The organism is Wenzhouxiangella sp. YN9 (genome assembly GCF_056324165.1).
This window is the reverse complement of the sequence record NZ_JBJNIP010000091.1, coordinates 80,727-104,667: the sequence shown is the minus strand read 5'-3', so window position 1 is coordinate 104,667 and position 23,941 is coordinate 80,727. Positions and strand designations below refer to the sequence as shown.

At 61.7% G+C, this 23,941-nt stretch carries 22 protein-coding genes, 2 tRNA genes and 3 rRNA genes; 7 read left to right on the top strand and 20 right to left on the bottom strand.

Annotation, left to right across the window (positions count from 1 at the left end; all coding sequences use genetic code 11):
* Nucleotides 1–10 precede the first annotated feature (10 nt).
* The 6 genes from ACEWQ0_RS07735 to ACEWQ0_RS07710 form a co-directional block, all read right to left on the bottom strand.
* Nucleotides 11–1,228: a multidrug effflux MFS transporter gene (locus ACEWQ0_RS07735; protein WP_476482711.1), complete on the bottom strand. Its 1,218-nt coding sequence runs from the start codon at nt 1,226–1,228 to the stop codon at nt 11–13.
* 401 nt (nt 1,229–1,629) lie between these two features.
* Nucleotides 1,630–1,744, bottom strand: a 5S ribosomal RNA gene (rrf, locus tag ACEWQ0_RS07730).
* Nucleotides 1,745–1,906: 162 nt separating this feature from the next.
* Nucleotides 1,907–4,796 (bottom strand): 23S ribosomal RNA (locus ACEWQ0_RS07725).
* 169 nt (nt 4,797–4,965) lie between these two features.
* Nucleotides 4,966–5,041: transfer RNA gene (locus ACEWQ0_RS07720), tRNA-Ala, on the bottom strand.
* A gap of 7 nt (nt 5,042–5,048) precedes the next feature.
* Nucleotides 5,049–5,125: transfer RNA gene (locus ACEWQ0_RS07715), tRNA-Ile, on the bottom strand.
* Between the two features lie 104 nt (nt 5,126–5,229).
* Nucleotides 5,230–6,789, bottom strand: a 16S ribosomal RNA gene (locus ACEWQ0_RS07710).
* Together the 16S, 23S and 5S rRNA genes with 2 tRNA genes alongside form the textbook arrangement of a ribosomal RNA operon.
* Before the next feature lie 480 nt (nt 6,790–7,269).
* Between ACEWQ0_RS07710 and alkB the strand changes: the two genes are divergently transcribed.
* Entirely contained in the window at nt 7,270–7,920 is a 651-nt protein-coding gene (alkB, locus tag ACEWQ0_RS07705) for a DNA oxidative demethylase AlkB (RefSeq protein WP_476482570.1), read from the top strand.
* Nucleotides 7,921–8,058: 138 nt separating this feature from the next.
* Here the strand turns inward: alkB and ACEWQ0_RS07700 are convergent, their stop codons facing one another.
* From ACEWQ0_RS07700 to ACEWQ0_RS07670, 7 genes are all read right to left on the bottom strand, one after another.
* Nucleotides 8,059–8,451, bottom strand: a complete 393-nt coding sequence (locus tag ACEWQ0_RS07700; RefSeq protein WP_476482569.1) for an ectoine synthase — start codon at nt 8,449–8,451, stop codon at nt 8,059–8,061.
* 106 nt (nt 8,452–8,557) lie between these two features.
* The gene (gene ectB, locus ACEWQ0_RS07695) at nt 8,558–9,844 is read right to left on the bottom strand and encodes a diaminobutyrate--2-oxoglutarate transaminase (protein ID WP_476482568.1); all 1,287 of its coding nucleotides are present in this window, start codon (nt 9,842–9,844) and stop codon (nt 8,558–8,560) included.
* A gap of 11 nt (nt 9,845–9,855) precedes the next feature.
* Entirely contained in the window at nt 9,856–10,377 is a 522-nt protein-coding gene (gene ectA / locus ACEWQ0_RS07690; RefSeq protein WP_476484992.1) for a diaminobutyrate acetyltransferase, read from the bottom strand.
* Complete coding sequence (locus tag ACEWQ0_RS07685; protein WP_476484991.1) at nt 10,364–11,575, bottom strand: aspartate kinase; 1,212 nt, start codon at nt 11,573–11,575, stop codon at nt 10,364–10,366. Before ACEWQ0_RS07685 ends, ectA begins: the two co-directional genes overlap by 14 nt.
* 42 nt (nt 11,576–11,617) lie before the next feature.
* The gene (locus ACEWQ0_RS07680; protein ID WP_476484990.1) at nt 11,618–12,049 is read right to left on the bottom strand and encodes a MarR family winged helix-turn-helix transcriptional regulator; all 432 of its coding nucleotides are present in this window, start codon (nt 12,047–12,049) and stop codon (nt 11,618–11,620) included.
* 292 nt (nt 12,050–12,341) lie between these two features.
* Nucleotides 12,342–12,998, bottom strand: coding sequence for a rhomboid family intramembrane serine protease (locus ACEWQ0_RS07675; RefSeq protein ID WP_476482564.1), 657 nt, complete (start codon nt 12,996–12,998; stop codon nt 12,342–12,344).
* On the bottom strand, nt 12,995–13,477 hold the full coding sequence (locus tag ACEWQ0_RS07670) for a c-type cytochrome (protein WP_476484989.1): 483 nt from the start codon (nt 13,475–13,477) through the stop codon (nt 12,995–12,997). The genes ACEWQ0_RS07675 and ACEWQ0_RS07670 overlap by 4 nt, the downstream gene beginning before the upstream one ends.
* A gap of 19 nt (nt 13,478–13,496) precedes the next feature.
* On the opposite strand from ACEWQ0_RS07670, the gene ACEWQ0_RS07665 reads away from it, so the two are divergent.
* Both ACEWQ0_RS07665 and ACEWQ0_RS07660 read left to right on the top strand, forming a co-directional pair.
* A complete protein-coding gene (locus ACEWQ0_RS07665) occupies nt 13,497–14,096 on the top strand; it encodes an LOG family protein (RefSeq protein ID WP_476482562.1) in 600 nt (199 codons plus the stop codon).
* Nucleotides 14,093–14,941: a BPSS1780 family membrane protein gene (locus ACEWQ0_RS07660; protein ID WP_476484988.1), complete on the top strand. Its 849-nt coding sequence runs from the start codon at nt 14,093–14,095 to the stop codon at nt 14,939–14,941. The genes ACEWQ0_RS07665 and ACEWQ0_RS07660 overlap by 4 nt, the downstream gene beginning before the upstream one ends.
* A gap of 8 nt (nt 14,942–14,949) precedes the next feature.
* Here ACEWQ0_RS07660 and tatC read toward each other — a convergent pair whose 3' ends face one another.
* The 6 genes from tatC to ACEWQ0_RS07630 all read right to left on the bottom strand — a co-directional run bounded on the left by tatC (nt 14,950) and on the right by ACEWQ0_RS07630 (nt 20,489).
* Nucleotides 14,950–15,708, bottom strand: a complete 759-nt coding sequence (gene tatC / locus ACEWQ0_RS07655) for a twin-arginine translocase subunit TatC (protein WP_476482560.1) — start codon at nt 15,706–15,708, stop codon at nt 14,950–14,952.
* Nucleotides 15,677–15,946, bottom strand: a complete 270-nt coding sequence (gene tatB / locus ACEWQ0_RS07650) for a Sec-independent protein translocase protein TatB (RefSeq protein WP_476484987.1) — start codon at nt 15,944–15,946, stop codon at nt 15,677–15,679. Before tatB ends, tatC begins: the two co-directional genes overlap by 32 nt.
* Nucleotides 15,947–15,949: 3 nt before the next feature.
* Nucleotides 15,950–16,177: a twin-arginine translocase TatA/TatE family subunit gene (gene tatA, locus ACEWQ0_RS07645; RefSeq protein WP_476482558.1), complete on the bottom strand. Its 228-nt coding sequence runs from the start codon at nt 16,175–16,177 to the stop codon at nt 15,950–15,952.
* Between the two features lie 90 nt (nt 16,178–16,267).
* A complete protein-coding gene (locus ACEWQ0_RS07640) occupies nt 16,268–17,104 on the bottom strand; it encodes an NHL repeat-containing protein (RefSeq protein ID WP_476484986.1) in 837 nt (278 codons plus the stop codon).
* A gap of 239 nt (nt 17,105–17,343) precedes the next feature.
* A complete protein-coding gene (locus ACEWQ0_RS07635; RefSeq protein ID WP_476484985.1) occupies nt 17,344–19,089 on the bottom strand; it encodes a phosphoenolpyruvate carboxykinase (GTP) in 1,746 nt (581 codons plus the stop codon).
* A gap of 122 nt (nt 19,090–19,211) precedes the next feature.
* Nucleotides 19,212–20,489 carry a 6-phosphofructokinase gene (locus ACEWQ0_RS07630; RefSeq protein WP_476485030.1) on the bottom strand — a complete coding sequence of 426 codons (1,278 nt, stop codon included), beginning with the start codon at nt 20,487–20,489 and terminating at the stop codon, nt 19,212–19,214.
* A 221-nt stretch (nt 20,490–20,710) separates the two neighbouring features.
* Here ACEWQ0_RS07630 and ACEWQ0_RS07625 point away from each other — a divergent pair, with 221 nt between their 5' ends.
* Nucleotides 20,711–21,271 (top strand): adenylate kinase, encoded by a 561-nt coding sequence (locus ACEWQ0_RS07625; protein WP_476482555.1) that lies wholly within the window; start codon nt 20,711–20,713, stop codon nt 21,269–21,271.
* Here ACEWQ0_RS07625 and ACEWQ0_RS07620 read toward each other — a convergent pair.
* A complete protein-coding gene (locus ACEWQ0_RS07620; protein WP_476482554.1) occupies nt 21,240–21,503 on the bottom strand; it encodes a sulfurtransferase TusA family protein in 264 nt (87 codons plus the stop codon). The two genes, ACEWQ0_RS07625 and ACEWQ0_RS07620, sit on opposite strands and share 32 nt — an antisense overlap.
* On the opposite strand from ACEWQ0_RS07620, the gene ACEWQ0_RS07615 reads away from it, so the two are divergent.
* From ACEWQ0_RS07615 to ACEWQ0_RS07605, 3 genes are read left to right on the top strand one after another with little or no spacing between them, the layout of a single operon-like run.
* Entirely contained in the window at nt 21,502–21,999 is a 498-nt protein-coding gene (locus ACEWQ0_RS07615; protein ID WP_476482553.1) for a hypothetical protein, read from the top strand. The genes ACEWQ0_RS07620 and ACEWQ0_RS07615 overlap by 2 nt on opposite strands.
* Nucleotides 21,996–23,354, top strand: coding sequence for a UDP-N-acetylmuramate:L-alanyl-gamma-D-glutamyl-meso-diaminopimelate ligase (gene mpl / locus ACEWQ0_RS07610; protein ID WP_476484984.1), 1,359 nt, complete (start codon nt 21,996–21,998; stop codon nt 23,352–23,354). Before ACEWQ0_RS07615 ends, mpl begins: the two co-directional genes overlap by 4 nt.
* On the top strand, nt 23,351–23,938 hold the full coding sequence (locus ACEWQ0_RS07605; RefSeq protein WP_476482551.1) for an LON peptidase substrate-binding domain-containing protein: 588 nt from the start codon (nt 23,351–23,353) through the stop codon (nt 23,936–23,938). Before mpl ends, ACEWQ0_RS07605 begins: the two co-directional genes overlap by 4 nt.
* Nucleotides 23,939–23,941: the final 3 nt, after the last annotated feature.

The following is a 23,941-nucleotide window of genomic DNA, read 5'->3' as shown; positions in this document are numbered from 1 at the left end:
TGATGCCGGCTTAACGGCCACCCCCGATCGACTCGGGCTGGAGCCGCCCTTTGACCCCGAGCGCCCGGCGCATGGCAGCCGGTGCGCCGGTAGCAAAAGCCAGAGAGCCGAGCGAGCACGCCGCCATGACCAGCACGATCGGCAGCAAGCTGCCGTCGGCAAGCCAGGTTGAGGTTGCACTGATGACGCCGGCCAGAGTGAACTGGGTTGCACCCATCAGCGCCGCGGCAGTGCCACCCAGACGGGGAAAGAACTCCAGCGCATTGGCAATATTGTTGGGGGCAACCGCGCCCATGCATCCGGCAGCCAGTATCAACGCCGCCGCCACCGCAACCACCCCGGCTCCAGCGACCACGAAGGCCACCAGGGCCAGAACCGCAACGGCCTGAAGGGCCACCGCCACCCGCAGAATACTGGTGGAGTGAAAGCTCATGAGCAGGCGACGGTTGAGCAAGTTGGCCACCACCATGGCCACGATATTGGCTGCAAACAGCATGGAAAACGCTGTATTCGACTGATCGAACCAGTCCTGATAGATGAACGAGGCATGGGTAATGAAAACCAGCATGGCGCTGAAGGCCAGTGTCTGCATGGCAACAAACCGCATCGCAGTCCGATTTCCCAACACGGTCAGATAGTTGGTCAGCAGCGTCACGACTGGCGTGCGGATCCTTTCGGCGGGCGGCAGGTTACGAAAAAGGAAGGCGCGCAAAGTGATCGCCAGAAACAAGGCATACGCTGCCAGCAAGACGAAGATACCCGGCCAGTCGCTGAAATACAGGATCACCGAGCCGATTGATGGCGCCAGTGCCGGAGCGACGAACATGATCAACCCGATCAGCGAAAACAGCCGCGCTGATTCATTACCGCTGGTGCGATCACGCACAATGGCCGGCACGGACACAGCACACCAGGCACCACCAACAGCCTGGATCATCCGCCATAACATCATGTCGCTCAGGTCCTGCGCGGCAGCGACCATCAGGCTGGCAACCCCGAAAATTCCCAGGCCCGTCAACAGAATGATTCGCCGACCGTAACGGTCCGAAAGAGGGCCACCCACCAGCTGGGCGATCCCCAACAACAACACGTACGCGCTCAGCGTACGTCCGACTGCAGGCAGGTCGGTGCCGAACTCCGCGGCAATCTGCGGAAAAGCCGGCAAATAGGTATCCAGCGCCAGCGGGCCGAGGGCGACGGTCATTCCCAGTAAGAAAGCAAGGCGCAATGAAGACAAGACACATCCCGTGTTGGTTGTAGGAAGGGAATGATTAGCTAGACTCCAGCAATCGAGCTTAGTTTCGCACGTTTGAGTGCGACAGGGTCAAACCGGTCAACAGCGCTTTGCCGGAACGAGGCGGCACATCAAACGCCGGCCTCGCAAGGCAGCAGCCTGCCGCTGGCCCGCATTCTGAGCAACCCCTTGCAACGTGCAAGGGGATAAGGGGTTTCTGGATAAATGCCTGGCAGCGTAGGCAACGGAGGGCGTGCGGTTTTCGCGAAGCGAAAGGAGCGCGCCCGGAGTGCCGTTAAACGCGTGAGCGTTGGTCACTGCCAGCCGCTGAGGGTACTGCGGAGTCATAAAAAAACCCCCGGAGCTACAGATAGTACCGGGGGTTTAGGATAAATGCCTGGCAGTGACCTACTCTCACACGGCGAATGCCGCACTACCATCGGCGCTGGCGCGTTTCACTTCCGAGTTCGGGATGGGATCGGGTGGTTCCACGCCGCTGTTGCCACCAGGCAAAGTCAACTGTACATCAGCTTACGGCTGATGTCCGTTGATCCCGGACTTGATCCGGGATCTCCCTGCTACTGATACCAGCAAGGAGTCGGAATCTGTTCAAGAGCTTCAGTCGTGTCATCGCAAGAGAGCGTAATGCTCTCCAATTGGCTTTGGTGTTATATGACCAAGCCTCACGGGCAATTAGTACTGGTTAGCTTCATGCATTACTGCACTTCCACATCCAGCCTATCAACCTGGTCGTCTTCCAGGGCCCTACAGGGACCTCAAGGGTCCAGTGAGACCTCATCTTGGATGGGGCTTCCCGCTTAGATGCTTTCAGCGGTTATCCCTGCCGATCGTAGCTACCCGGCAATGCATCTGGCGATACAACCGGAACACCAGCGGATCGTCCACTCCGGTCCTCTCGTACTAGGAGCAGATTTCCTCAAGTCTCAAGCGCCCACGGCAGATAGGGACCGAACTGTCTCACGACGTTCTAAACCCAGCTCGCGTACCACTTTAAATGGCGAACAGCCATACCCTTGGGACCGGCTACAGCCCCAGGATGTGATGAGCCGACATCGAGGTGCCAAACACCGCCGTCGATATGAACTCTTGGGCGGTATCAGCCTGTTATCCCCGGAGTACCTTTTATCCGTTGAGCGATGGCCCTTCCATACAGAACCACCGGATCACTAAGACCTGCTTTCGCACCTGCTCGATCTGTCGATCTCGCAGTCAAGCACCCTTGTGCCTTTGCACTCAGCGCACGATGTCCGACCGTGCTGAGGGTACCTTCGTGCGCCTCCGTTACGCTTTAGGAGGCGACCGCCCCAGTCAAACTACCCACCACACATTGTCCCTGAACCGGATAACGGTTCGAGGTTAGAACTCCAGCTACACCAGGGTGGTATTTCAAGGTTGGCTCCACGCAGACTGGCGTCTACGCTTCAAAGCCTCCCACCTATCCTGCACAGAAGCAACCGAAGTTCAATGTGAAGCTATAGTAAAGGTTCACGGGGTCTTTCCGTCTTGCCGCGGGTACGCTGCATCTTCACAGCGATTTCAATTTCACTGAGTCTCGGGTGGAGACAGTGTGGCCATCGTTACGCCATTCGTGCAGGTCGGAACTTACCCGACAAGGAATTTCGCTACCTTAGGACCGTTATAGTTACGGCCGCCGTTTACCGGGGCTTCGATCAAGAGCTTCGCCGAAGCTAACCCCATCACTTAACCTTCCGGCACCGGGCAGGCGTCACACCCTATACGTCCACTTACGTGTTTGCAGAGTGCTGTGTTTTTAATAAACAGTCGTAGCCACCTGGTCACTGCGACCTCCAGAAGCTCGGAGAGCAAGTCTCGTCACCGCCAGAGGCGTACCTTCTCCCGAAGTTACGGTACCATTTTGCCTAGTTCCTTCACCCGAGTTCTCTCAAGCGCCTTAGGATTCTCACCCAGCCTACCTGTGTCGGTTTACGGTACGGTCAGTGTTACCTGAAGCTTAGAAGATTTTCCTGGAAGCATGGCATCAACACCTTCGCCCCTTATGTGGGGCTCCCCATCACACCTTGGCATTGATCCCCCGGATTTGCCTAAGGGACCTGCCTACGTGCTTGGACCGGGACAACCATCGCCCGGCGCACCTAGCCTTCTTCGTCTCTCCATCGCAGTAACAACTGGTGCAGGAATATTAACCTGCTCCCCATCGACTACGCGTTTCCGCCTCGCCTTAGGGGCCGACTCACCCTGCGCCGATTAACGTTGCGCTAGGAAACCTTGGGCTTTCGGCGAACGGGTTTTTCACCCGTTTTATCGTTACTCATGTCAGCATTCGCACTTCCGATACCTCCAGCATGCCTCTCGACACACCTTCGCAGGCGTACGGAACGCTCCTCTACCATGCAAGAAAACTTGCATCCGCAGCTTCGGTACATTGCTTAAGCCCCGTTGAATCTTCCGCGCAGGCCGACTCGACCAGTGAGCTATTACGCTTTCTTTCAAGGATGGCTGCTTCTAAGCCAACCTCCTGGCTGTCTATGCCTTCCCACATCGTTTTCCACTTAGCAATGATTTGGGGACCTTAGCTGGCGGTCTGGGTTGTTTCCCTTTCCACGACGGATGTTAGCACCCGCCGTGTGTCTCCCGTGATTGCACTTCCTGGTATTCGGAGTTTGCCATGGGTTGGTAAGTCGGTATGACCCCCTAGCCATAACAGTGCTCTACCCCCAGGAGTGAGACACGAGGCGCTACCTAAATAGCTTTCGAGGAGAACCAGCTATCTCCGAGTTTGTTTAGCCTTTCACTCCTAACCACAGGTCATCCCCTGATTTTTCAACATCAGTGGGTTCGGGCCTCCAGTCGGTGTTACCCGACTTTCACCCTGCCCATGGCTAGATCACTCGGTTTCGGGTCTACTCACAGAGACTATTCGCCCTATTCAGACTCGGTTTCCCTTCGCCTTCCCTAAACGGTTAAGCTTGCCACTGAAAGTAAGTCGCTGACCCATAATACAAAAGGTACGCCATCACCCATCCGAAGACAGGCTCTGACTGCTTGTACGCACACGGTTTCAGGTTCTATTTCACTCCCCTCTCCGGGGTTCTTTTCGCCTTTCCCTCACGGTACTGGTTCACTATCGGTCGGCAGAGAGTATTTAGCCTTGGAGGATGGTCCCCCCATGTTCAGACAAGGTTTCACGTGCCTCGCCTTACTCGATTTCACCTCAAATGCCTTTTCACATACCGGGCTATCACCGTCTATGGCCGGCCTTTCCAGGCCGTTCTGCTAAAACATGAGAGGCTTAAGGGCTAGTCCCCGTTCGCTCGTCGCTACTGAGGGAATCTCAATTGATTTCTTTTCCTCCGGGTACTTAGATATTTCAGTTCTCCGGGTTCGCCTCGACACCCTATGAATTCAGGTGCCGATACACCGCAAGCGGTGTGGGTTTTCCCATTCGGAAATTCACGGATCAAAGCATATTGCCAGCTCCCCGTGACTTATCGCAGGCTATCACGTCCTTCATCGCCTTCTGCCGCCAAGGCATCCACCGTGTGCGCTTGGTTGCTTGGTCATATAACCCAAAGCCAACTGGCTCTTACGCTATATGCACAAACACCAAACCTTTACGCTGACACGACTGAACATTGATCGGAAAGATGAACCGATCAACATCCAAGACGCTCTTGAACAGATTCCTGATTTTTAAAGAACATTTGGATCCCACTGGCGCCCAACCATCGTGGTGGAGCCAGGCGGGATCGAACCGCCGACCTCCTGCTTGCAAAGCAGGCGCTCTCCCAGCTGAGCTATGGCCCCAGAGATATGGTGGGTCTGGGTGGATTTGAACCACCGACCTCACCCTTATCAGGGGTGCGCTCTAACCAACTGAGCTACAGACCCGGTCTTGGAAACAATTTCCTGTACTCGGACCCGGGCCGACGTGGTGCAGTTCTACTGCAGGTAACTTGTGTTGGGCGCCTTCAAAAGGCTGATGCGTTCTCTTTAAAGGAGGTGATCCAGCCGCAGATTCCTCTACGGCTACCTTGTTACGACTTCACCCCAGTCATTGACCACACCGTGGCAAGCGTCCTCCCGAGGGTTAGACTACCTGCTTCTGGTGCAGCCAACTTCCATGGTGTGACGGGCGGTGTGTACAAGGCCCGGGAACGTATTCACCGCAGCAATTCTGATCTACGATTACTAGCGATTCCGACTTCACGCAGTCGAGTTGCAGACTGCGATCCGGACTAGGATCGGCTTTGTGGGATTTGCCGACTCTCGCGAGCTAGCTGCCCTCTGTACCGACCATTGTAGCACGTGTGTAGCCCAGCCCGTAAGGGCCATGATGACTTGACGTCATCCCCACCTTCCTCCGGTTTATCACCGGCAGTCTCCTTAGAGTTCCCGACCGAATCGCTGGCAACTAAGGACAAGGGTTACGCTCGTTGCGGGACTTAACCCAACATCTCACGACACGAGCTGACGACAGCCATGCAGCACCTGTCACTCGGTTCCCGAAGGCACCAAGGCATCTCTGCCAAGTTCCGAGGATGTCAAGGGCTGGTAAGGTTCTTCGCGTTGCATCGAATTAAACCACATGCTCCACCGCTTGTGCGGGCCCCCGTCAATTCCTTTGAGTTTTAACCTTGCGGCCGTACTCCCCAGGCGGTCAACTTAACGCGTTAGCTTCGTCACCAAGAGCTATTAAGGCCCCCAACAACTAGTTGACATCGTTTAGGGCGTGGACTACCAGGGTATCTAATCCTGTTTGCTACCCACGCTTTCGTACCACAGCGTCAGTCTTGGTCCAGTAAGCCGCCTTCGCCACTGGTGTTCCTCCAGATATCTACGCATTTCACCGCTACACCTGGAATTCCACTTACCTCTACCAGACTCTAGCTACGCAGTATCGAATGCAATTCCCAGGTTAAGCCCGGGGCTTTCACATCCGACTGACGTAGCCGCCTACGTACGCTTTACGCCCAGTAATTCCGATTAACGCTTGCACCCTCCGTATTACCGCGGCTGCTGGCACGGAGTTAGCCGGTGCTTATTCATCAGGTACCGTCAGCTACCATGGGCTATTAACCCAGGCCATTTCTTTCCTGATAAAAGTGCTTTACAACCCGCAGGCCTTCTTCACACACGCGGCATTGCTGGATCAGGCTTTCGCCCATTGTCCAATATTCCCCACTGCTGCCTCCCGTAGGAGTCCGGGCCGTGTCTCAGTCCCGGTGTGGCTGATCATCCTCTCAAACCAGCTACCGATCGTTGCCTTGGTAGGCCTTTACCCCACCAACTAGCTAATCGGACGTAGGCTCATCTAGCAGTGTGAGCTTTCGAGAAGAGGCCCACTTTCCTCCGTAGAGCGTATGCGGTATTGATCCGAGTTTCCCCGGGCTATCCCCCGCTGCTAGGCAGATTCCTACGTGTTACTCACCCGTCCGCCACTCGACAGCACCTGACGCACCCCGAAGGGATTGTCTGGCCTGTTTCCGTTCGACTTGCATGTGTTAGGCATGCCGCCAGCGTTCAATCTGAGCCAGGATCAAACTCTTCAGTTTAAAAGCAAAAGCTTTTGAACTTCGAGCAGATCCCGCCCTGGAATCAAACGTAATTAACGTAATTCTAGGACAGGTCGCTCTCAATGGCATCACACCAATTGAGGGCGCCCACACAAATTACCTGCATTGCTTTTTAATGAACACTTTCTTTGCTGGCCGCATTTCGCTGACCAGGCCGGCCATTATAGACCGGATTTGTGCGGAGTCAAGTGAATTTTGCAAATTCTTTTTTTGACTGCCGCTGCGCTTCCTCTCGAAGCGCTCGCCTGTCGTCCAAGCGAGTTGCGCATTATAGGCCAGCAATTTGAAACGTCAACCATTTTCGCGGTTTATTTCCAAATATTTTTGCCGAGGCCCTTAAGTGACTGATTCTAAAGGCGCGCGCCACGTGGGTCAAACGCGTAATCGATGCGCCCCCGCGGCCTTCCCGCTGCAGGTATACACTTGCAAACCGACCCGCCAGCGACCGCAGCCATGACCGTGTCCGGCCAACTCTTCGACGATCAAGGCACAACGCCCCGCGCCGAGCGCTTCTCCGCAGGGGCCGTATTGTTGCGCGGAAAGGTTGCACCCCACGGCGCCGCGCTCGCCGAAGCCATTCGGCGAATCGGCAGCCAGGCGCGCTTTCGTCACATGACCACGCCCGGAGGACACGCAATGTCGGTGGCGACAACCTCCTGCGGCGAACTGGGATGGGTTTCGGATCGCTACGGCTATCGCTATTGCGCTACCGACCCGCAGAGCGGACGCGCCTGGCCGCCGATGCCCCGACTGCTCAAGGAGCTGGCGCGCGCCGCGGCTGACGAAGCGGGCTTTCGCGGCTTTAGCCCCGACAGCTGCCTGATCAATCGCTACCTGCCCGGCAGCAAGCTGGCGCTGCATCAGGACCGGGACGAGCGCGATCACGCCCATCCGGTAGTGTCGTTTTCACTTGGCCTGCCGGCGACATTCCTGTGGGGCGGCCGGCATCGGCGGGACAAGCCCGGACGACTGCTGCTGGAGCACGGCGACGTGCTGGTCTGGGGCGGCCCGGACCGCCTGCGCTACCACGGCGTCCAGCGGCTGCCCGCGGGCGAGCACCCGCTGATCGGGGCTCAGCGCATCAACCTGACCTTTCGCAAAGCGGGCTGACCGCGGCGACCCTGGCTGAGGGCCCACACCAGGCCGAAGGGGTAACGAAGAGGGCACGAAGCGCGAATTGACTCTGCTCGTGCCCTTTCGTGATTGACGTGTGATTCAGCCATCCCAAACGGACGGAAATCGGTCGGCTCAGTCCAGGTCCGCCGGATAGGCGCCGTCTTCGCCGTGGACTTCGCGGCCCGAGACCGGCGGGTTGAACACGCAGACCATGCGCATGTGCGAGCCCTTGTTGGCGCGCAGGATATGCTTGTCGTGCTGGTCGAGCGCGTAGATGGTGAAGGCCTCCAGCGGGTAGACCTCGCCATCTTCCACGGTTTCGATCTCGCCCTTGCCTTCGATCAGATAGACGGCCTCGAGGTGGTTCTTGTAGTGCATGTGCAGCTCGGCACCTTCCTTGATGATCGTGTCGTGCACTGAATAGCCCATGCCGGCGTCCTTGAGCAGCAGGCGGCGGCTGTTCCAGCCTTCGGTGTCGACGTCATCCTTTGTTCCGATAATGTCTTGCAGCTTTCTGACGATCATTGGAGTTCTCCTGATTGCAAAAATAAACAGTCGCGCCGGGCGTGAGCCCGACGCGACCAATTGACGATATGCGGTGAGGCGGAAATGCCCCTTTTCAGCGCTGGCTTCAGGCCACCTTGCGCTCGGTCGAGGCGTCTTCGGCCAGCTTGGTCACCGCCTTCTCGATGATCGACAGACCCTTCTCGAGATCCTCGTCGGAGATGGTCAGCGGCGCCAGCAGCTTGAGCACCTGGTCGTCGATACCTGCGGTCTCGATCACCAGCCCTTGCTTGAAGCATTCGGCGGACACCTTGCCGGCCAGCTCGACGTCGTCGAAGGCAAGGCCCTGGATGAAACCGCGACCGCGCAGCCTGGCGCCGACGGGAATACGCTCGGCCAGCGCGCCCAGGCGCGACTCGATGATGGCAGTCTTGCGCTCGACCTCGCGGGTGAGCTCATCGTTGGCCCAGTAATCCAGCGCCTTGGTGGCGGTCACGAGAGCCAGGTTGTGCCCACGAAAGGTGCCGTTGTGCTCACCTGGCGACCACTGGTCATGCTCGGGCTTGAGCAGGGTGATGGCGAACGGCAGGCCAAGGCCGCTCAGCGACTTCGAAAGGCAGATGATGTCAGGCTTGATGCCGGCTGCCTCGAAGCTGAAGAAGGGGCCGGTGCGCCCGCAGCCCACCTGAATGTCGTCGACGATCAGCAAGACGCCGTGTCGGTCCAGTATGGCTGCGAGCTTCTTCAGCCACTCCATGCGCGCCACGTTGACGCCGCCTTCGGCCTGCACCGTCTCGAGAATGACGGCGGCCGGCTTGTCCACTCCCGAGCCTTCGTCTTCGAGAACCCGCTCCAGCAGCTGAAGGCTACTGTCGCTGTCCTGACCCAGGTAGCCATCGAAAGGCATCTGGGACGCATTGGCCAGCGGCACGCCGGCACCGGCACGCTTGCCCGAGTTGCCGGTCACCGACAGCGAACCCAGGGTCATGCCGTGGAAGCCGTTGGTAAACGAAATCACGTTCTGGCGACCAGTGACCTTGCGTGCCAGCTTCAGCGCCGCCTCGACGGCATTGGTGCCGGTAGGCCCCGGAAACTGGATCTTGTAGTCCATTCCCCGCGGCTTGAGGATGACCTCTTCGAAACGCTCCAGGAAGCGGCCACGCGCAGCACTGCCCATATCGAGGCTGTGCACGATGTGATCTTCGGCGAGGTAATCCATCAGCGCCGATTTGATCTCGGGATTGTTGTGGCCATAGTTGAGCACGCCGGCGCCGGCGAAGAAATCGATGTACTCGGTTCCGTCTTCGGCAATCAGACGCGCGCCCCGCGAATGCGTGAACACGGTGGGGAAGTTGCGTATGTAACTGCGCACTTCCGATTCAAGTCGATTGATGGTTTCAAGATGATGACTCATTTATACACTCACTAACTCAAGTTTGAATTCGGTTTGAACGGGCCGATGCGAAACAGCTCTTCGGGCTCGTGGCCGTCAGGAAAGTGTTCGGCCAGCATGAAATCACTGACCCGGCACTCAACGCCCCGGTCGCGGGCGACCCCACGAAAGAGCTTTCGAGACGCCGTGTTGTCCGGCGTCACCGAGGCTTCGAGCCAGCGCGCATCCGGGTTCTGCTCCAGAAACGCCTCCAGGAGCCGACGCGCCATGCCCTGCTTGCGCATGAAGGGCGCAACACCCACCTGCCAGACGAACACGGTGTCAGGGCGCTGCGGCGGGCGATGCCCGAGCACGAAGCCGGCCAGCTTGCCGTCGACCTCCGCGACTACGCAGGTGTCGGCAAAGTCGATACAGAACAATACATAGAAGTAAGCGGTGTTCAATTCAAGACCGCCCATCTCCCTGACCAGCTCGTACATGCGCCCACCGTCTTCGGCGCGCGCCTGGCGAAACACCGGCCGGCTCTGCGCTGACGCCTGTTCAGGCAGCGACATTGCCCACCTCGGTATCACTGTCATTGATATCGAAACGGTCGTGGAAGAGCTGCATGGCGCGCTCGACGGCGTTGCAGTCGATCAGGCAGGTCACCGCATGCTCAAAGCGCATGACCTCATGCACGGCGATCCCTTCGGATTCGAGCTTGCGACGGGCAATCTCTTCAACGCGCGCCTCGCTGCCGGCCTTGTAGCCCACTGCGGAGACGCTGGCAATCGGGCCGCTGACGACGATGCCGTGGTCGAACTCTTCGCGAATCGAGTTGGCCAGGCCCTCATCGTCGGCCAGCTGACCGATCGAGATCAGATAGCGGCCCGACTCGCCCTCGGCCAGCTCGGGCACGAAGATATCGAGGTCGTCGAGCCGATCAGCCAGCTTGGCGTGGTTGGCGGTGGCATCGAACTCCACCTGCAACAGCTCGTCATGGCTGGCTACGCCAACGATGCGCGCGTGCTTGAGCTCGGGCTCGGCCCGCACGATGGTCTCTTCGCTGCCCTCGCCGTGCGCCTTGCGGCAAACGATGGTCACGCCGTGCTTGATGGCGTAGTCAATGGCACGCTCGTTGAGCACGCCAGCGCCGTGATGCGCCAGGGTTTTCATTTCCGCCAGACTGATCTTGTTCAGCCGCGTGGCGTCAGGCACCTTGCGCGGATCCGCCGTGTAAACGCCGTCAACGTCGGAATAGATTTCACAGCGACCAGCGCCGACGGCCGCCGCCAGCGCCACCGCCGTGGTGTCAGAACCGCCACGGCCCAGCGTGGTGATGTCGCCGTCCGGGCTCTCGCCCTGAAAGCCGGCCACAACGACGATCTTGCCCTCGGCCAGGATCTCGAGCATGCGCTCGGGATCAACCGTATTGATGCAGGCGTTCATGTGTGAATCACAGGTCTTGACGCCGGCCTGAAGGCCGGTCAAGGACACCGCCTCGTGACCAAGGTCGTGCAGCGCCAGGCTCAACATCGAGGCCGAAGCCTGCTCCCCGGCCGCGAGCAGCATATCGAGCTCGCGATGCTCGGGATTGGAGTTGAGCTTGCCGGCACGCGCCAGCAGCTGGCTGGTGGTCTTGCCACGCGCCGACACCACAACCACAACGCCCTTGCCCGCTTCCTTGCAACGGGCAACGCGTTCGGCCACGGCCTGAAGCTGCTTGTCTTCGGCCAGCGAGGAACCGCCATATTTTTGAACGATGATTTCCATCTTTCAGATCGTCTTTGATTTGAGTGAAAAGTCTGCTCTGTTTCAGCTCTTGCCCGGGTGCATGGGCGCCAGGGCCGAGCCTTCGTCCTTGGTGTGCAGGATGTCGACCAGCGCTTCGAGGCTCTGACTGAGCTCGTCGAGCTGTTCTTCCCGCAGCCGCGTCAAGGCATCGAGCAAAGCGCCCTGCGCCGGCAAAGGTGCGGTGGCGAGCAGCTGTGCGCCTTGATCGGTCACGAACAGCTGAACCACTCGCTGATCCGGACCCTGGCGTGAGCGGCGCAGCAGCCCCTTGCCCTCGACCTTGTCGAGCAGGTTGCTGGCCGTAGCCGGCCGGATCGACAGCCGACGCGCCACCTCGGACACGCTCAACCCGGGCTTGCGGTCAACCTCCCACAGCGCCCACAACTGGGCCGCGCTGAGGCCGCACTGGCGCTCTACCCAGGCCGAATGCGCCTGAACGGCACGCACAGCCACACGAAAGTTCCGTACAACCCCCATCACGCGGGGGTCATCGGGCTCGTTCACCAGCGCGCTGCTGATCGCCGCCTCAGGCGACGATTGCGAACCGTTGGCTACCTGGTTGTTCGATTCACGGGATCTCATTTGCGGCTAATTATATGCCAAAAATCATCTTGGTGGCTAAAGATTTGGCGAAATAATATTGCCCGGCAAAAGAAATTGAAGATATATTCACAAAATCAAGGGGTTAGGAAAAGGCGCCAGGAGATTCAGCGCGCGACACCGCCGCAAAACTCCGCCGCAATTGTTAGAAACGCCCGCGCGAACGGCGACTGCCCCAGTACAGAATCAGGCCGAAACCGAACAGCATGCCGCCCAGGTGGGCAAAATGCGCCACCCCGGCCATCGTGCCGGTCATGCCGAAAAACAGCGTCAGCAGACCATAGCCGACGACAAAGTACTTGGCCTTCATGGGAATGGGCGGAATCAGCAAGACGATGGTGCTGTTGGGGAACATCATGCCAAACGCCAGCAACAGGCCGAAGACCGCCCCCGAGGCGCCGATGGTGGGATAGACATCACCGGCGAACGCGGCCACGGCAAGCTGAATCACGGCCGCGCCGATCATGCAGACGAAATAGTAGGTCAGAAAACGACGCGCACCCCACACGCGCTCGACCGGCAGGCCGAACATGTAGAGCGCAAACATGTTGAAGAACAGGTGCCCAAACCCGCCGTGCAGAAAACCGTAAGTCACTAGCTGCCACGGCACAAATCCGGTCGCCATGCTGCTGCCGTCGGAAAAGCGAATGACGTCCGGCGTTGCCAGCGGCCACAGGGCAAACAGGCGCAGCACATCCTGCATGGCCGTCATCTGCAGAAAGTACGCCAACACCGTGACTCCCAGCAGAATCATCGATACCGGGGGCGAGTTCCGGCCGCCCAGCCTGCGCATCCGGTTCATTGCAACTCCTCAATCCAGGCCTCAAGACCAGCGCGACCCTCGATGGCCCTGCCACTGCCCACCGCAGCGCGCACACGGGCCACGTCAGCAGCTGTCCATGCCGGCGAATCAGACGACCAGCGCTGCTTGATATGGGTCACGATCGCGGCCACGCGGGCATCATCGATATGCTGCATTGGCGGCATGTAGCCGGCATAACGCTGCCCGACCACTTCGATCTCGCCACGCAGGCCCAGCAGGATCAGCGCCGTCAGGCCGCGGGGCGGCAGGGCCAGCCACTCGGATTCAGCCAGCGGCGGAAACGTCGGCGCACGACCCTGACCCTCCACACCGTGACAGCCGGCGCAGAAGCGCGCGTAAGCGGCCCCGCCCGGGGTCTGATCGGCCTCTGGCCCGGAGCCGTCACCGCAAGCGACCAGCAACACCGCAAGCAGCAGTGCCGCAATCGGCAGCGGTTTACAATGCAAGTTGCGCGGCAATTGGCTTATCCTTCCTGTCATGTCCATCAACTGCGTTACGGTTTACGCTGCCTCCAGCCAGGCGCTGGACGCCGCCTATCTCGATGCTGCCGAGCGACTGGGCCGTCACCTCGGTCGCGCCGGGCTGCGCATCGTCTACGGCGGCGGCAGCACCGGCCTGATGGGCGCCATGGCCGATGGTGCGCTGGCCGAGGGCGCTGAGGTCCACGGCATCATCCCCGAGTTTCTCACGCGTGTCGAGCGCGGGCACCAGGGGTTGCACCAACTTGAAGTGGTTGCCGACATGCGCATTCGCAAGGCCCGGATGCTGGAGGAGGGCGACGCCGTCGTCACGCTGCCAGGCGGCTGCGGCACCTTCGAGGAGCTGTTCGAGGCCATGACCCTGAAGCGCCTGGGCCAGTTCCTGGGACCCATCGTGCTGGTCAACACCGGCGGATATTATGATCGCTTGCTCGAATTCCTGCATCAAAGTGTGGACGAGCAGTTCATGAATCCGGCGCATCTGGGCGTGTGGCAGACGGTGTCCGAACCGGAGGATGCGCTGGCGGCGGTACGTGACGCCAGCGCCTGGTCCGGTCGCGACGCGCTCGACACGGCGGCGGTGCAGCGCCCCCGATGAGCGCACCCAGCCACAGAAAAGTGGGCTTTGCCGCCGGCCTGCGCTGGCTGGCGACGGCGGCAGAGCTGCTGCTCGCCGGCCTCGGGCCGCTGTCCGGCCTGGCCGCGCTCTGGCTGCTGATATCGATGCTGGCCGTGGTCCCGATTGTTGGCCAGCTGGCCATCATGCTGATCACGCCGATGCTGACCGCCGGCGCCATCGTGGCCGTCAGCCAGGTGTCGGCGGGTCGACGGCCTGCGCCCGGCCTGCTGTTTGCCGCCTGGGGCCGACGTGATCTGCGCACGCGTCTGCTCGCGCTGGGAGTCTTCGGGATAGTGGGCGCCATTCTGGCGATGATGGCGGTGTCCGCCTGGCTGGCCAACCAGGTGTCCATCGATCAGATCCAGGCGGCCCAGCAATCGCCCGACGCCATGGCCGGGCTGCTCGAGCAAGTCACGCCGGGTCCGCTGCTGCTGGTCGCAGCCGGCATTGCCGCGGTGGTCATGGCCGCGCTGTACTTTGCCATTCCGCTGGTGCTGTTTCACCGCATTGGCGCCATCGCCGCCCTGACCGCCAGCCTGCGCTCGGTAGGCGCCAACTGGGCGGCCTTCCTCGGCTTCGGGCTGGCCGTCATCGGCCTGTGCATCGCGCTGGGATTCCTCTTCGGGATCGTCATGCTGCTGCTCAGCCTGGCCATGGGCAGCGCCGGGCAGGCCGTCGCCCAGATTCTGCTCATGCTGGTGGCCATGCTGTTCCAGGTACTCATGGCCAGCTGCCAGTGGGTCGCCTTCTGCAGCGTGTATGGCTCGCCTCTCGCAGGCCGCGAAGACGGGCCGGGCGACAGCGGTGGCCAACTGCTGGCCTGACCGCCGAGTCACGGCGCGTCGTCGGGCTGATCCGGCTGTCGCACCAGAATACGCGCGGCGATGATCCCCAGCTCGAACAGCGCCAGCACCGGCAGGGCCAGCAGGGTCTGCGAGATCATGTCCGGCGGGGTCATGAACATGGCCACGGTAAAGGCGCCGATGACGACATAGCCCCTGATCCGGCCCAGCGCCTCGGGCGTGGTCACGCCCAGCGCAACCAGAATGATCGTGACCACCGGCACCTGAAAGGCGAGCCCGAAACCGATGAACAGCGTCAGCACGAAGTCCAGATAGCGGTTGATGTCGGTCATCATCGCCACGCCTTCGGGGGCCATGCTGGCAAAGAACGCGAACACCACCGGAAAGACGACGAAATAGGCGAAGGCGCAGCCGACGAAGAACAGGCCCACGGCCATGCCCAGAAGAGGGCGGGCCAGGCGCTGCTCGTGGCGATACAGCCCCGGCGCGACAAAGGCCCATACCTGATAGAGCACCCAGGGCATGGCGATGAACACCGCCAGAATCAGCACCAGCTTGAAAGGCGTGAGAAAAGGCGAGGCCACGTCGACGGCAATCATGCTGCCGCCTTCGGGAAGGTGGCGCACCAGCGGCGCAGCCAGCACGGCATACAGCTGGCGGGCGAAGGGCACCAGCAGCAACAGCACCACAACCACCCCGGCCACCGCCCGCAGCAGGCGGCTGCGCAGCTCGACCAGGTGATCGATCAGCGAAAGCTCAGGATCGGTCCGCGTTGTCTTCTCGCTCATGCCGATCCTTGTCTCCGGGGTCACCGGGCTTGTTGGCCCGCTCTGCCTCGAGGATGCGACGGTTGTGGTCGCGGTCCATTTCGTCCTGAAATTCGGATTTCAGGCTGGCCCAGGCGCCGCGCGCGTGCCCAGCCCAGCGCCCCACGGTGCGGGCCACCTCGGGCAGGCGCTGCGGGCCGACCACCAGCAGCAGAATCAGGGCCAGCAGCAGCAGCTCGCTGACGCCAACACCGCCCACGGATCAGCGCTCCTGCTTCGAGGCCGATTCGCCCTGCGCCTGCCCCTCATCGTTGCGTGCCGCCTGCGACTCGGTGGCGTCAGACTCGTCCTTGTCTGGCGCCTCGCTGCCGGACTCGCCCTTGTCGTCCACCCCCTTGCGAAACTCGCGGATGGCCCCGCCGAGGTCGCTGCCGATGTTACGGATACGCTTGGTTCCGAAGACCAGCAGCACAATGAGAAGAATGATCAATATCTGGGGCCAACTGATACCAGGAATACCCATGCGTCTGACCTCTGGTTCGGGGCCGAAGTCGACCCGTTCGGGGAAACCGTCAGTTTATCAGCTTGCTGCCAGGCGGCGAAGCGGCGCGTACGCCAGCGCCAGCATCAGCGCCCCGAACAGAGCCAGAACCCCGGGGGAAAGCACCGGAACCGGGTGTGCCTGATCGTCAGCGCCAGCACCAGCGTCATCGCCATCGCAGCTGCCGGGGCCGGTAATGGCCAAAGATTCGATGCCAACGATGGTTTCGGCCACGGGCGTGGCCTCACCCGTTGCCGGGTCGATGCGCAGAATTTCGCTGGGCAGCCTGTCGGTTGAAGGCGGAATGCTGTTGCGGTCGGTAATGGCCCACAGCTGGCCGTCTTCATCGGCGGCCAGCCCGGCCTGAATGTAGGGACTCGCCCCGGTCAGGGGGCCGATCAGCTCAGCGGCCGGCAGTTCAGTATCGATCTCGTAGAGGTTGGGTGTCAGCGCATTGCCCTGATCATCAGTGCCCAGGCCGATCCCGAACACGCGCTCGCCGATACTGGCCATATCCACGATCGCCACCCCCAGGCTGCCGATGGAAGTCAGCTCACCGGTTTCCAGATCAGCCCGGTAAAGCTCCTGCTTGCCCGATGATGAGATCAGCAGGTCGCCTCGGCAGGTGAACGTGAGACCGAAATCCATATGGGCGCCGGCCGGGACCCCCATATTGCCACGCGAGCCGCCAACGGGCGCGGCGTTACCGGTTTTCGTACTGATGCGAACGAGCGTGTCTTCGCTGTCATCGGCGCCGTAGAGTCGCCCTTGCGCATCGAACCCCAACCCCTCGATATCGATGAAGTAATCGCGCCCGGTCCAGCCCACATAATCCGCCTTGCCGGTGGCCAGGTCGACTGCCCACAAGGCGGCCACTCGTGAGCTGTCGAGATCATAACCCCTTGAATTGATGGCATAACCTGTCGGAGCTGCCCACGCGGTCGCGCTGGCGGCGAAAGCAACGGCCAGAGCTACACCTTTCCACCATGGAAGCGTGCAGACGCGCATTGGCTTTTATTTTCCTGTTACTCCGACGGCGCCCATGTTAGCAGAGTGCCCGGACGCTGTCCGCAGGCGGTTGTCGACAGCCGCCGACCGCCCGCCCCAGCCGGGCGCTACTTCAGCGCCGAACGGCTGACCTCGAGCTCGTTGACAAGCGCTTCGGGCACGCGGTCGCCGAAGGCGTCGAGGTGCGCACCCACCGCCTTGAGCTCCTCGCGCCACTCGGCCGGATCAACGGCCAGAAGCCGCTCCATGTCCGGACGCTCGTCGAGGCCTTCGAGGTTGAGCGAGGCGATATCGGGAAGATGACCCACGGGCGTCTCCACCGCGTCGGCCTCGCCGCGGCAGCGCGCGATGATCCACTCGAGCACGCGCATGTTGTCGCTGAAGCCCGGCCAGATGAAACGGCCGTCCTCGTCACGACGAAACCAATTGACCTGAAAGATCTTCGGCGGCCGGCTGAGCTTGTTGCCGACCTCGAGCCAGTGCGCCCAGTAGTCGCCGAAGTGATAGCCGCAGAACGGCTTCATGGCCATCGGATCGCGCCGCACCACGCCGACCTGACCGGTGGCCGCTGCGGTGGTTTCAGAGGCCATGCCGGCACCGACAAGCACGCCGTGGGACCAGTTGCGGGCCTCGAGCACCAGAGGCGCCAGGCTGGCGCGCCGGCCACCGAAGATGATCGCGTCGATCGGCACACCGTCGGGATTCTCCGCCTGCTCGGAATAGCTCGGGCAGCGTTTGATCGACACGGTAAAGCGTGAATTGGGGTGCGCCGCCGGGCCGTTCCGGTCATCGAAGGGGCGGCCCTGCCAGTCCCGCGCCGGCTTGCGGTCATCCAGGCCTTCCCACCACGGCTGATTGTCTTCGGTCACCGCCACGTTGGTAAAGATCGTCTCGCGATCCAGCATGGCGAGCGCGTTGGGATTGGTCTTTTCGCTGGTACCCGGCGTGACCCCAAAGAAACCGGCTTCGGGATTGATCGCCCACAGGCGACCATCGGCGCCGGGCTGAAGCCAGCAGATGTCGTCGCCCACCGTCCAGACCTTCCATCCCTTTTCCCGATAGGCCTCGGGCGGAATCAGCATGGCCAGATTGGTCTTGCCGCAGGCGGAAGGAAACGCACCGGCCACATAACGGATCTCGCCGGCGGGATTCTCGATGCCGACGATCAGCATGTGTTCGGCCAGCCAGCCTTCGCTGCGAGCCTGATAGCTGGCGATGCGCAAAGCGTGGCACTTCTTGCCCAGCAAGGCATTGCCGCCGTAGCCCGAGCCGAAACTCTGAATGCTGAGCTCCTCGGGAAAGTGCATGATGTAGCGGCGATCGGGATCCAGCTCACCGGTCGAGTGCAGGCCCTTGACGAAAGTGCCCTCGCGCTCGATCCGGGCCAGCGCCTCGCGGCCCATGCGCGTCATCAGGCGCATGTTGGCCACCACGTAAGGGCTGTCGGTGATCTCGACGCCGCAGCGCGAAAACGGCGACTCGAGGGGCCCCATGCAGTAGGGCACCACGTACATCGTGCGCCCGTCCATGCAGCCGGCGAACAGGCCCTTCATCAGCGCTTGAGCCTGCGCTGGCGCCATCCAGTTGTTGTTGGGGCCGGCGTCTTCCTCACGCTCCGTGCAGACGTAGGTCAGATGCTCCACGCGAGCGACATCCGACGGGTCGGAGCGATGCAGGAAACAATCGGGATGCGTTTCGGGATTGAGGCGCTCCAGATCGCCGGACTCGAGCATGACCTCGATCAGCTTCCGGTTTTCCGCCTCGGACCCGCCACACCAGTGAACCCGGGCCGCACGGGTTTGTTCAGCAACCCGGTTGACCCACTCATTGAGCGCTTGCAGTTTGGATGACATTGGAACGCCAGTTTTCGTGAATGACCAAGGCCCGGCAGATTAGCGGCTTGTGCCGCCGGAATCAATCCATCTGCATCGGATTATCCAATGCTCGATCCGAACATGTATGGCAGACCCAATAATCAGCGACCATTGCCCTGCAACTCGAAGCGCGCGAGCTTGCGTTCGAGGTCGGCCAGGGGCGGTCGGACATAGCCGGGCAAGCCGTCCTCACCGTAGGCCGGATAAGCCTCGCCGCGGATCAGCGGAGCAAGGTAGGCACGGCACTCCGGGGTAATGCCGAAACCATCGGGACTGATGAACGTGGGCGGCATTTTCTTCTCGCGGTTGGCAATCTCCGACAGCGGCGCCGCCTCGACCCGCCAGCGATACGGCTCATCGCTGGAGCGCTTGATGACCGGCATCACGCCTGACTTTCCAGCGATCGCGAGCTCGACGGCCGCCTCGCCGACCGCACGCGCATGCGCCAGATCCGTTGCCGAGGCGATATGGCGCGCCGAACGCTGCAGATAATCACAGACCGCCCAATGGCACTTGTAGCCGAGATCAGCCTTGACCAGGTCAGCGATCATCGGCGCGACGCCACCGAGCTGCTTGTGACCGAAGGCGTCGGTAGTGCCGGCGTGGGCCAGCAAGCTGCCATCGGCCGTACGCGCCCCCTCGGAAACAACCACCGAGCAGTAGCCGTTCTCCGCCACCGAGCGACGAACGCGCGCGCTGAATTTTTCGCGGTCAAAGGGCACTTCTGGAAACAGGATCACCTGCGGCGGGTCACCCTGTTCGCGGGCGGCCAGTCCGCCGGCCGCAGCGATCCAGCCGGCGTGGCGCCCCATGACCTCCATGATGAAGACCCTGGTCGAACTCGAAGCCATCGCCATCACATCAAGGCTGGCCTCCAGAATGGACACTGCCACGTACTTGGCGACCGAGCCGAAGCCGGGGCAGTTGTCGGTCACCATCAGATCGTTGTCGATGGTCTTGGGAATGCCGATGCACTGCACGGGAAAGCCCAGCCGGTCACCGATCTGCGAGATCTTCCAGGCGGTGTCGGCCGAGTCGTTGCCGCCGTTGTACAAGAAGGTGCCGATATCATGCGCCCGGAAAACCTCGATCAGGCGCTCGTACTCGCGCTGGTTTTCGTCAATCGACCTGAGCTTGTAGCGACAGGAGCCGAACACGCCCCCGGGCGTGTGATTGAGCGCCGCCAGCTCCGGCTCGCCGAGCTGGGCGGTGTCGATCAAGCGCTCCTCGAGCGCGCCGATGATGCCGTCCCGGGCTGCCAGCACCCGACCAACACGGCCGCCGCTGGCACGCGCGCGCTCGATCATCGCCGCGGCCGTGGCATTGATGACCGGGGTCACCCCGCCGGATTGTGCGTAGAGGATGTTTTTTCCGGACATGGCGAGCTGCTCGGGATCGAAGCCTGCTTCAGAGGATAGCGAATCCTCGCTGTGTTCGCTGGCCAGCCAGTCGGCGAACCAGTCAACAGACACCTGATACCACCAGCGCCGAACCGGGTGCGGCCGGCGCAAGGGAAGTCTGCATTTGACACCCCACCCCTTCGGCGTTAGTTTTGTCGGCTTGACTACACAACCGCGCGCCAGCGCGCCCGTGAACGACCATGCGTATCGTACTACTTGGCCCACCCGGCTCAGGCAAGGGCACTCAGGCCACCCTCCTCAAGGAGAAGCTGGGTGTGCCGCATATTTCCACCGGCGAGCTGCTGCGGGCCGCGGTAGCCGAAGGCTCGGAGCTCGGCAAGCAGGCCAGGGCGGCCATGGATGCCGGCGAGCTGGTGTCCGATGAGCTGGTACTGGGCCTGATAGAGGAAAAGCTGGCCCAACCAGAGGCCGAGCCCGGCTTCATTCTCGACGGCTACCCCCGCAATCTCGCCCAGGCCAAAGCGCTGGACGGACTGCTTGCTCGCCTGGAGCAGCCGATCGACCGGGCACTGGAGCTGGTCGTGGACGAAGAACAGATCGTTGAACGGCTGGCTGGACGGGCCCGGGAAGAAGGACGCGCAGACGATACCGAGGACGTCATCCGCAACCGCCTGGCAGTCTATCGCGAAAAGACGGCGCCCCTGTCGGAGCACTACGCCCGCCAGGGCCTGCTGACCCGAGTCGACGGTATCGGCGGAGTCGAGGAAATCAATCAGCGCCTGACCGAGGCGCTGACCTGACGCGAAGCCTGGCGTACCACACCTGCTCTCGCGTCTGGGCATGCAACAGCTCGTGGCCGTTGCGCTGAAAGAATACGGCAGGATCGAGCTCGTCTGGCGGCTCCGTGGCCCCCACTTGCACCTCGGTACCGGCAGCAAGATGCTGCAGCGCCTGGCGCACTCGCCAGATCGGTGCCGGGCACACCGGGCCTCGACAGCCGACCACCTCAAGGCGAGAATCATGATTGCTCATGTCTGAACTCCTCTCCCGTCTGGTCGGCATCCTGATCCTCAGCAGCGGCCCGCAACACCTGCCCGCGGGCAGGCGGCCGGTAACGCTGACCATGGCGCTCTACATCATCGTCACCGGAATCTCGCTCTCATTGACTGGCCAGGCAGAAAATCCGGTCGCCGTTCTTGCGCTGGCCGCCGTTCTGCCGCTGGTTCTGGCGCGCATTGTCCTCGGCCTGCGCGGACGCCCGGCGCGCTGGGCGCAGACCGTCAGCGCTCTGTTCGGCACCAGCGCACTGCTGTCACTGCTGTCGCTGCCACTTTCGACCGTAAGCGGCGACGCACCCGGCGCGCTGGCCACCATCGTCAGCCTGGTGCTTTTTTTCTGGTCATTTTCAGTCGACGGTCATATCTGGCGCCACGCGCTGGATACCTCGTTTGCCGCCGGCCTCGCCGTGGCGGTCATACTGTTTGCCGTCTCGATGTACGTCATCACTTCGATAGCAGGTCCATTGTGAAAATTCATATTCTCGGCATTTGTGGCACGTTCATGGGCGGACTGGCCGCCCTGGCGCGCTCCGATGGCCACCAGGTCAGCGGCTCGGACCAGAACGTCTACCCGCCCATGAGTACTCAGCTCGAAGCGCTCGGAATCGAGCTGCGCGAAGGCTACGACCCGGGCGACATCCCCGACGATGTCGATCTGGTCATCATCGGCAACGCGCTCAGCCGAGGCAACCCTGCCGTTGAGTACGTACTAAACAACGACATCCCTTTCGCCTCCGGGCCGCGCTGGCTGGGCGAGACCTATCTGCGTCACCACACGGTACTGGCGGTCGCCGGCACCCACGGCAAGACGACCACCGCCAGCATGCTGGCCTGGATTCTCGAATACGCCGGACGCAATCCCGGATTCCTGATCGGCGGCATTCCGGTCAACTTCGAGCTTTCTGCACGAACCGGTGAGGATCTGTTCGTGGTCGAGGCCGACGAATACGACACCGCCTTTTTCGACAAGCGCGCCAAGTTCGTGCATTACCGCCCGCGCATCGCGGTGCTCAACAACCTGGAATTCGATCACGCCGATATCTACCCCGACCTGGCGGCGATTCAGACCCAGTTCCATCATCTGGTGCGCACCATTCCGGGTAACGGCAAACTGGTCGTGCACGCGGATGACAACAACCTGCAGGCAGTGCTCGATCGCGGCTGCTGGACGCCCGTGGCCGGATTCGGGCTGCACGACAAGCCATCCGGAGAGTGGCAGATCAAGCTCGACGACCCCGCTGGGCGCCGGCTGTCGCTCCACCGGAACGACCAGCTGATCGGCTCGCTCGAGTGGTCACTGACCGGACGCCACAATGCGCTCAATGCGCTGGCCGCCATTACCGCCGCGGAAGCGGCCGGGGTCGAACCATCCACTTCGCTGGCAGCGCTGGCCGAGTTTCGCGGCGTCAAGCGCCGTCTGGAGCTGCTCGGCGAGCGCGGCGGCATTCATGTCTACGATGATTTTGCCCACCATCCCACGGCCATCCGGCTGACCCTCGAGGGCCTGCGCCGCGCGGTCGGGAACGCGCGCATTCTGGTCGCTCTCGAACCGGCAAGCAGCACCATGCGCGCCGGGTTTCACGTTGCCGACCTGCCATCGTCCCTGACCGCTGCCGATTTCATCTGGCTGCGCAGCTCCGACGGCATGGACTGGGATCCGCACGAGGTCATCGAAAGAACCGGGAGCCAGGGCCGCCCGCGCAGCCGGGTCGACAATCTCATTGAAGACCTGCTGGCCGAAGCCCGACCGGGCGATCACGTGATTTTCATGAGCAACCGCGGCTTCGAGCGCGCACCGCGGCGATTTTTCGAGGCCCTGGAGTGAGCCGCGAAAAGCTGCCCCTGTTCCCGCTCAAGACGGTGCTCTTTCCCGGCGCACCGCTGAGCCTGCGCATCTTCGAACAGCGCTATCTCGACATGGTGCGCGATTGCGCGCGTTCAGGCGCCGGCTTCGGCGTGGTCTGCGCCTGGCCTGGTGAGCAGGAAGGCCGCGCGGCGCATGCGCGTATCGGCACCGAGGCGATGATGATCGATTTCGACCAGCTCGACGACGGCTTGCTGGGCGTGACCTGCCGCGGGCAGCGGCGCTTTCTGATCCGCGACACTCATGCTCGCGACGACGGCCTGCTGATTGGCGCCGTCGACTGGCTCCCGCCGGAACCGGCCGTTCCCGTGCCGCCGCGCTTTGCTGCCCTGCAGACCCTGATGCAGGAGCTGCTGCGCCAGCGCGAACTGGCCGATAACCTCGAGGTCGACATCGAGGATGCCAGCAGCCTGGGGCGCGCTCTGGCCGCCAGCCTTGCGCTTGCAGAAGAGCACGCCCAGGCCCTGCTTGAAATGACCGATCCGGTTGCCCGGCTGGAAGGCCTGATCAGCCTGCTGCAGGACGCCGGCGAAGACCACGACTGAGCG

What these genes read in the sequence shown, in the direction of transcription:
- ACEWQ0_RS07615 (WP_476482553.1), top strand. Translation starts at nt 21,502, where the DNA reads ATGTCTGAACTCCTCTCCCGTCTGGTCGGCATCCTGATCCTCAGCAGC.
- ACEWQ0_RS07675 (WP_476482564.1), bottom strand. Translation starts at nt 12,998, where the DNA reads ATGAACCGGATGCGCAGGCTGGGCGGCCGGAACTCGCCCCCGGTATCG.
- ACEWQ0_RS07660 (WP_476484988.1), top strand. Translation starts at nt 14,093, where the DNA reads ATGAGCGCACCCAGCCACAGAAAAGTGGGCTTTGCCGCCGGCCTGCGC.
- ectA (WP_476484992.1), bottom strand. Translation starts at nt 10,377, where the DNA reads ATGTCGCTGCCTGAACAGGCGTCAGCGCAGAGCCGGCCGGTGTTTCGC.
- ACEWQ0_RS07635 (WP_476484985.1), bottom strand. Translation starts at nt 19,089, where the DNA reads ATGTCATCCAAACTGCAAGCGCTCAATGAGTGGGTCAACCGGGTTGCT.
- tatC (WP_476482560.1), bottom strand. Translation starts at nt 15,708, where the DNA reads ATGAGCGAGAAGACAACGCGGACCGATCCTGAGCTTTCGCTGATCGAT.
- ectB (WP_476482568.1), bottom strand. Translation starts at nt 9,844, where the DNA reads ATGAGTCATCATCTTGAAACCATCAATCGACTTGAATCGGAAGTGCGC.
- ACEWQ0_RS07685 (WP_476484991.1), bottom strand. Translation starts at nt 11,575, where the DNA reads ATGGAAATCATCGTTCAAAAATATGGCGGTTCCTCGCTGGCCGAAGAC.
- ACEWQ0_RS07620 (WP_476482554.1), bottom strand. Translation starts at nt 21,503, where the DNA reads ATGAGCAATCATGATTCTCGCCTTGAGGTGGTCGGCTGTCGAGGCCCG.
- ACEWQ0_RS07630 (WP_476485030.1), bottom strand. Translation starts at nt 20,489, where the DNA reads ATGTCCGGAAAAAACATCCTCTACGCACAATCCGGCGGGGTGACCCCG.
- ACEWQ0_RS07625 (WP_476482555.1), top strand. Translation starts at nt 20,711, where the DNA reads ATGCGTATCGTACTACTTGGCCCACCCGGCTCAGGCAAGGGCACTCAG.
- ACEWQ0_RS07700 (WP_476482569.1), bottom strand. Translation starts at nt 8,451, where the DNA reads ATGATCGTCAGAAAGCTGCAAGACATTATCGGAACAAAGGATGACGTC.
- ACEWQ0_RS07665 (WP_476482562.1), top strand. Translation starts at nt 13,497, where the DNA reads ATGTCCATCAACTGCGTTACGGTTTACGCTGCCTCCAGCCAGGCGCTG.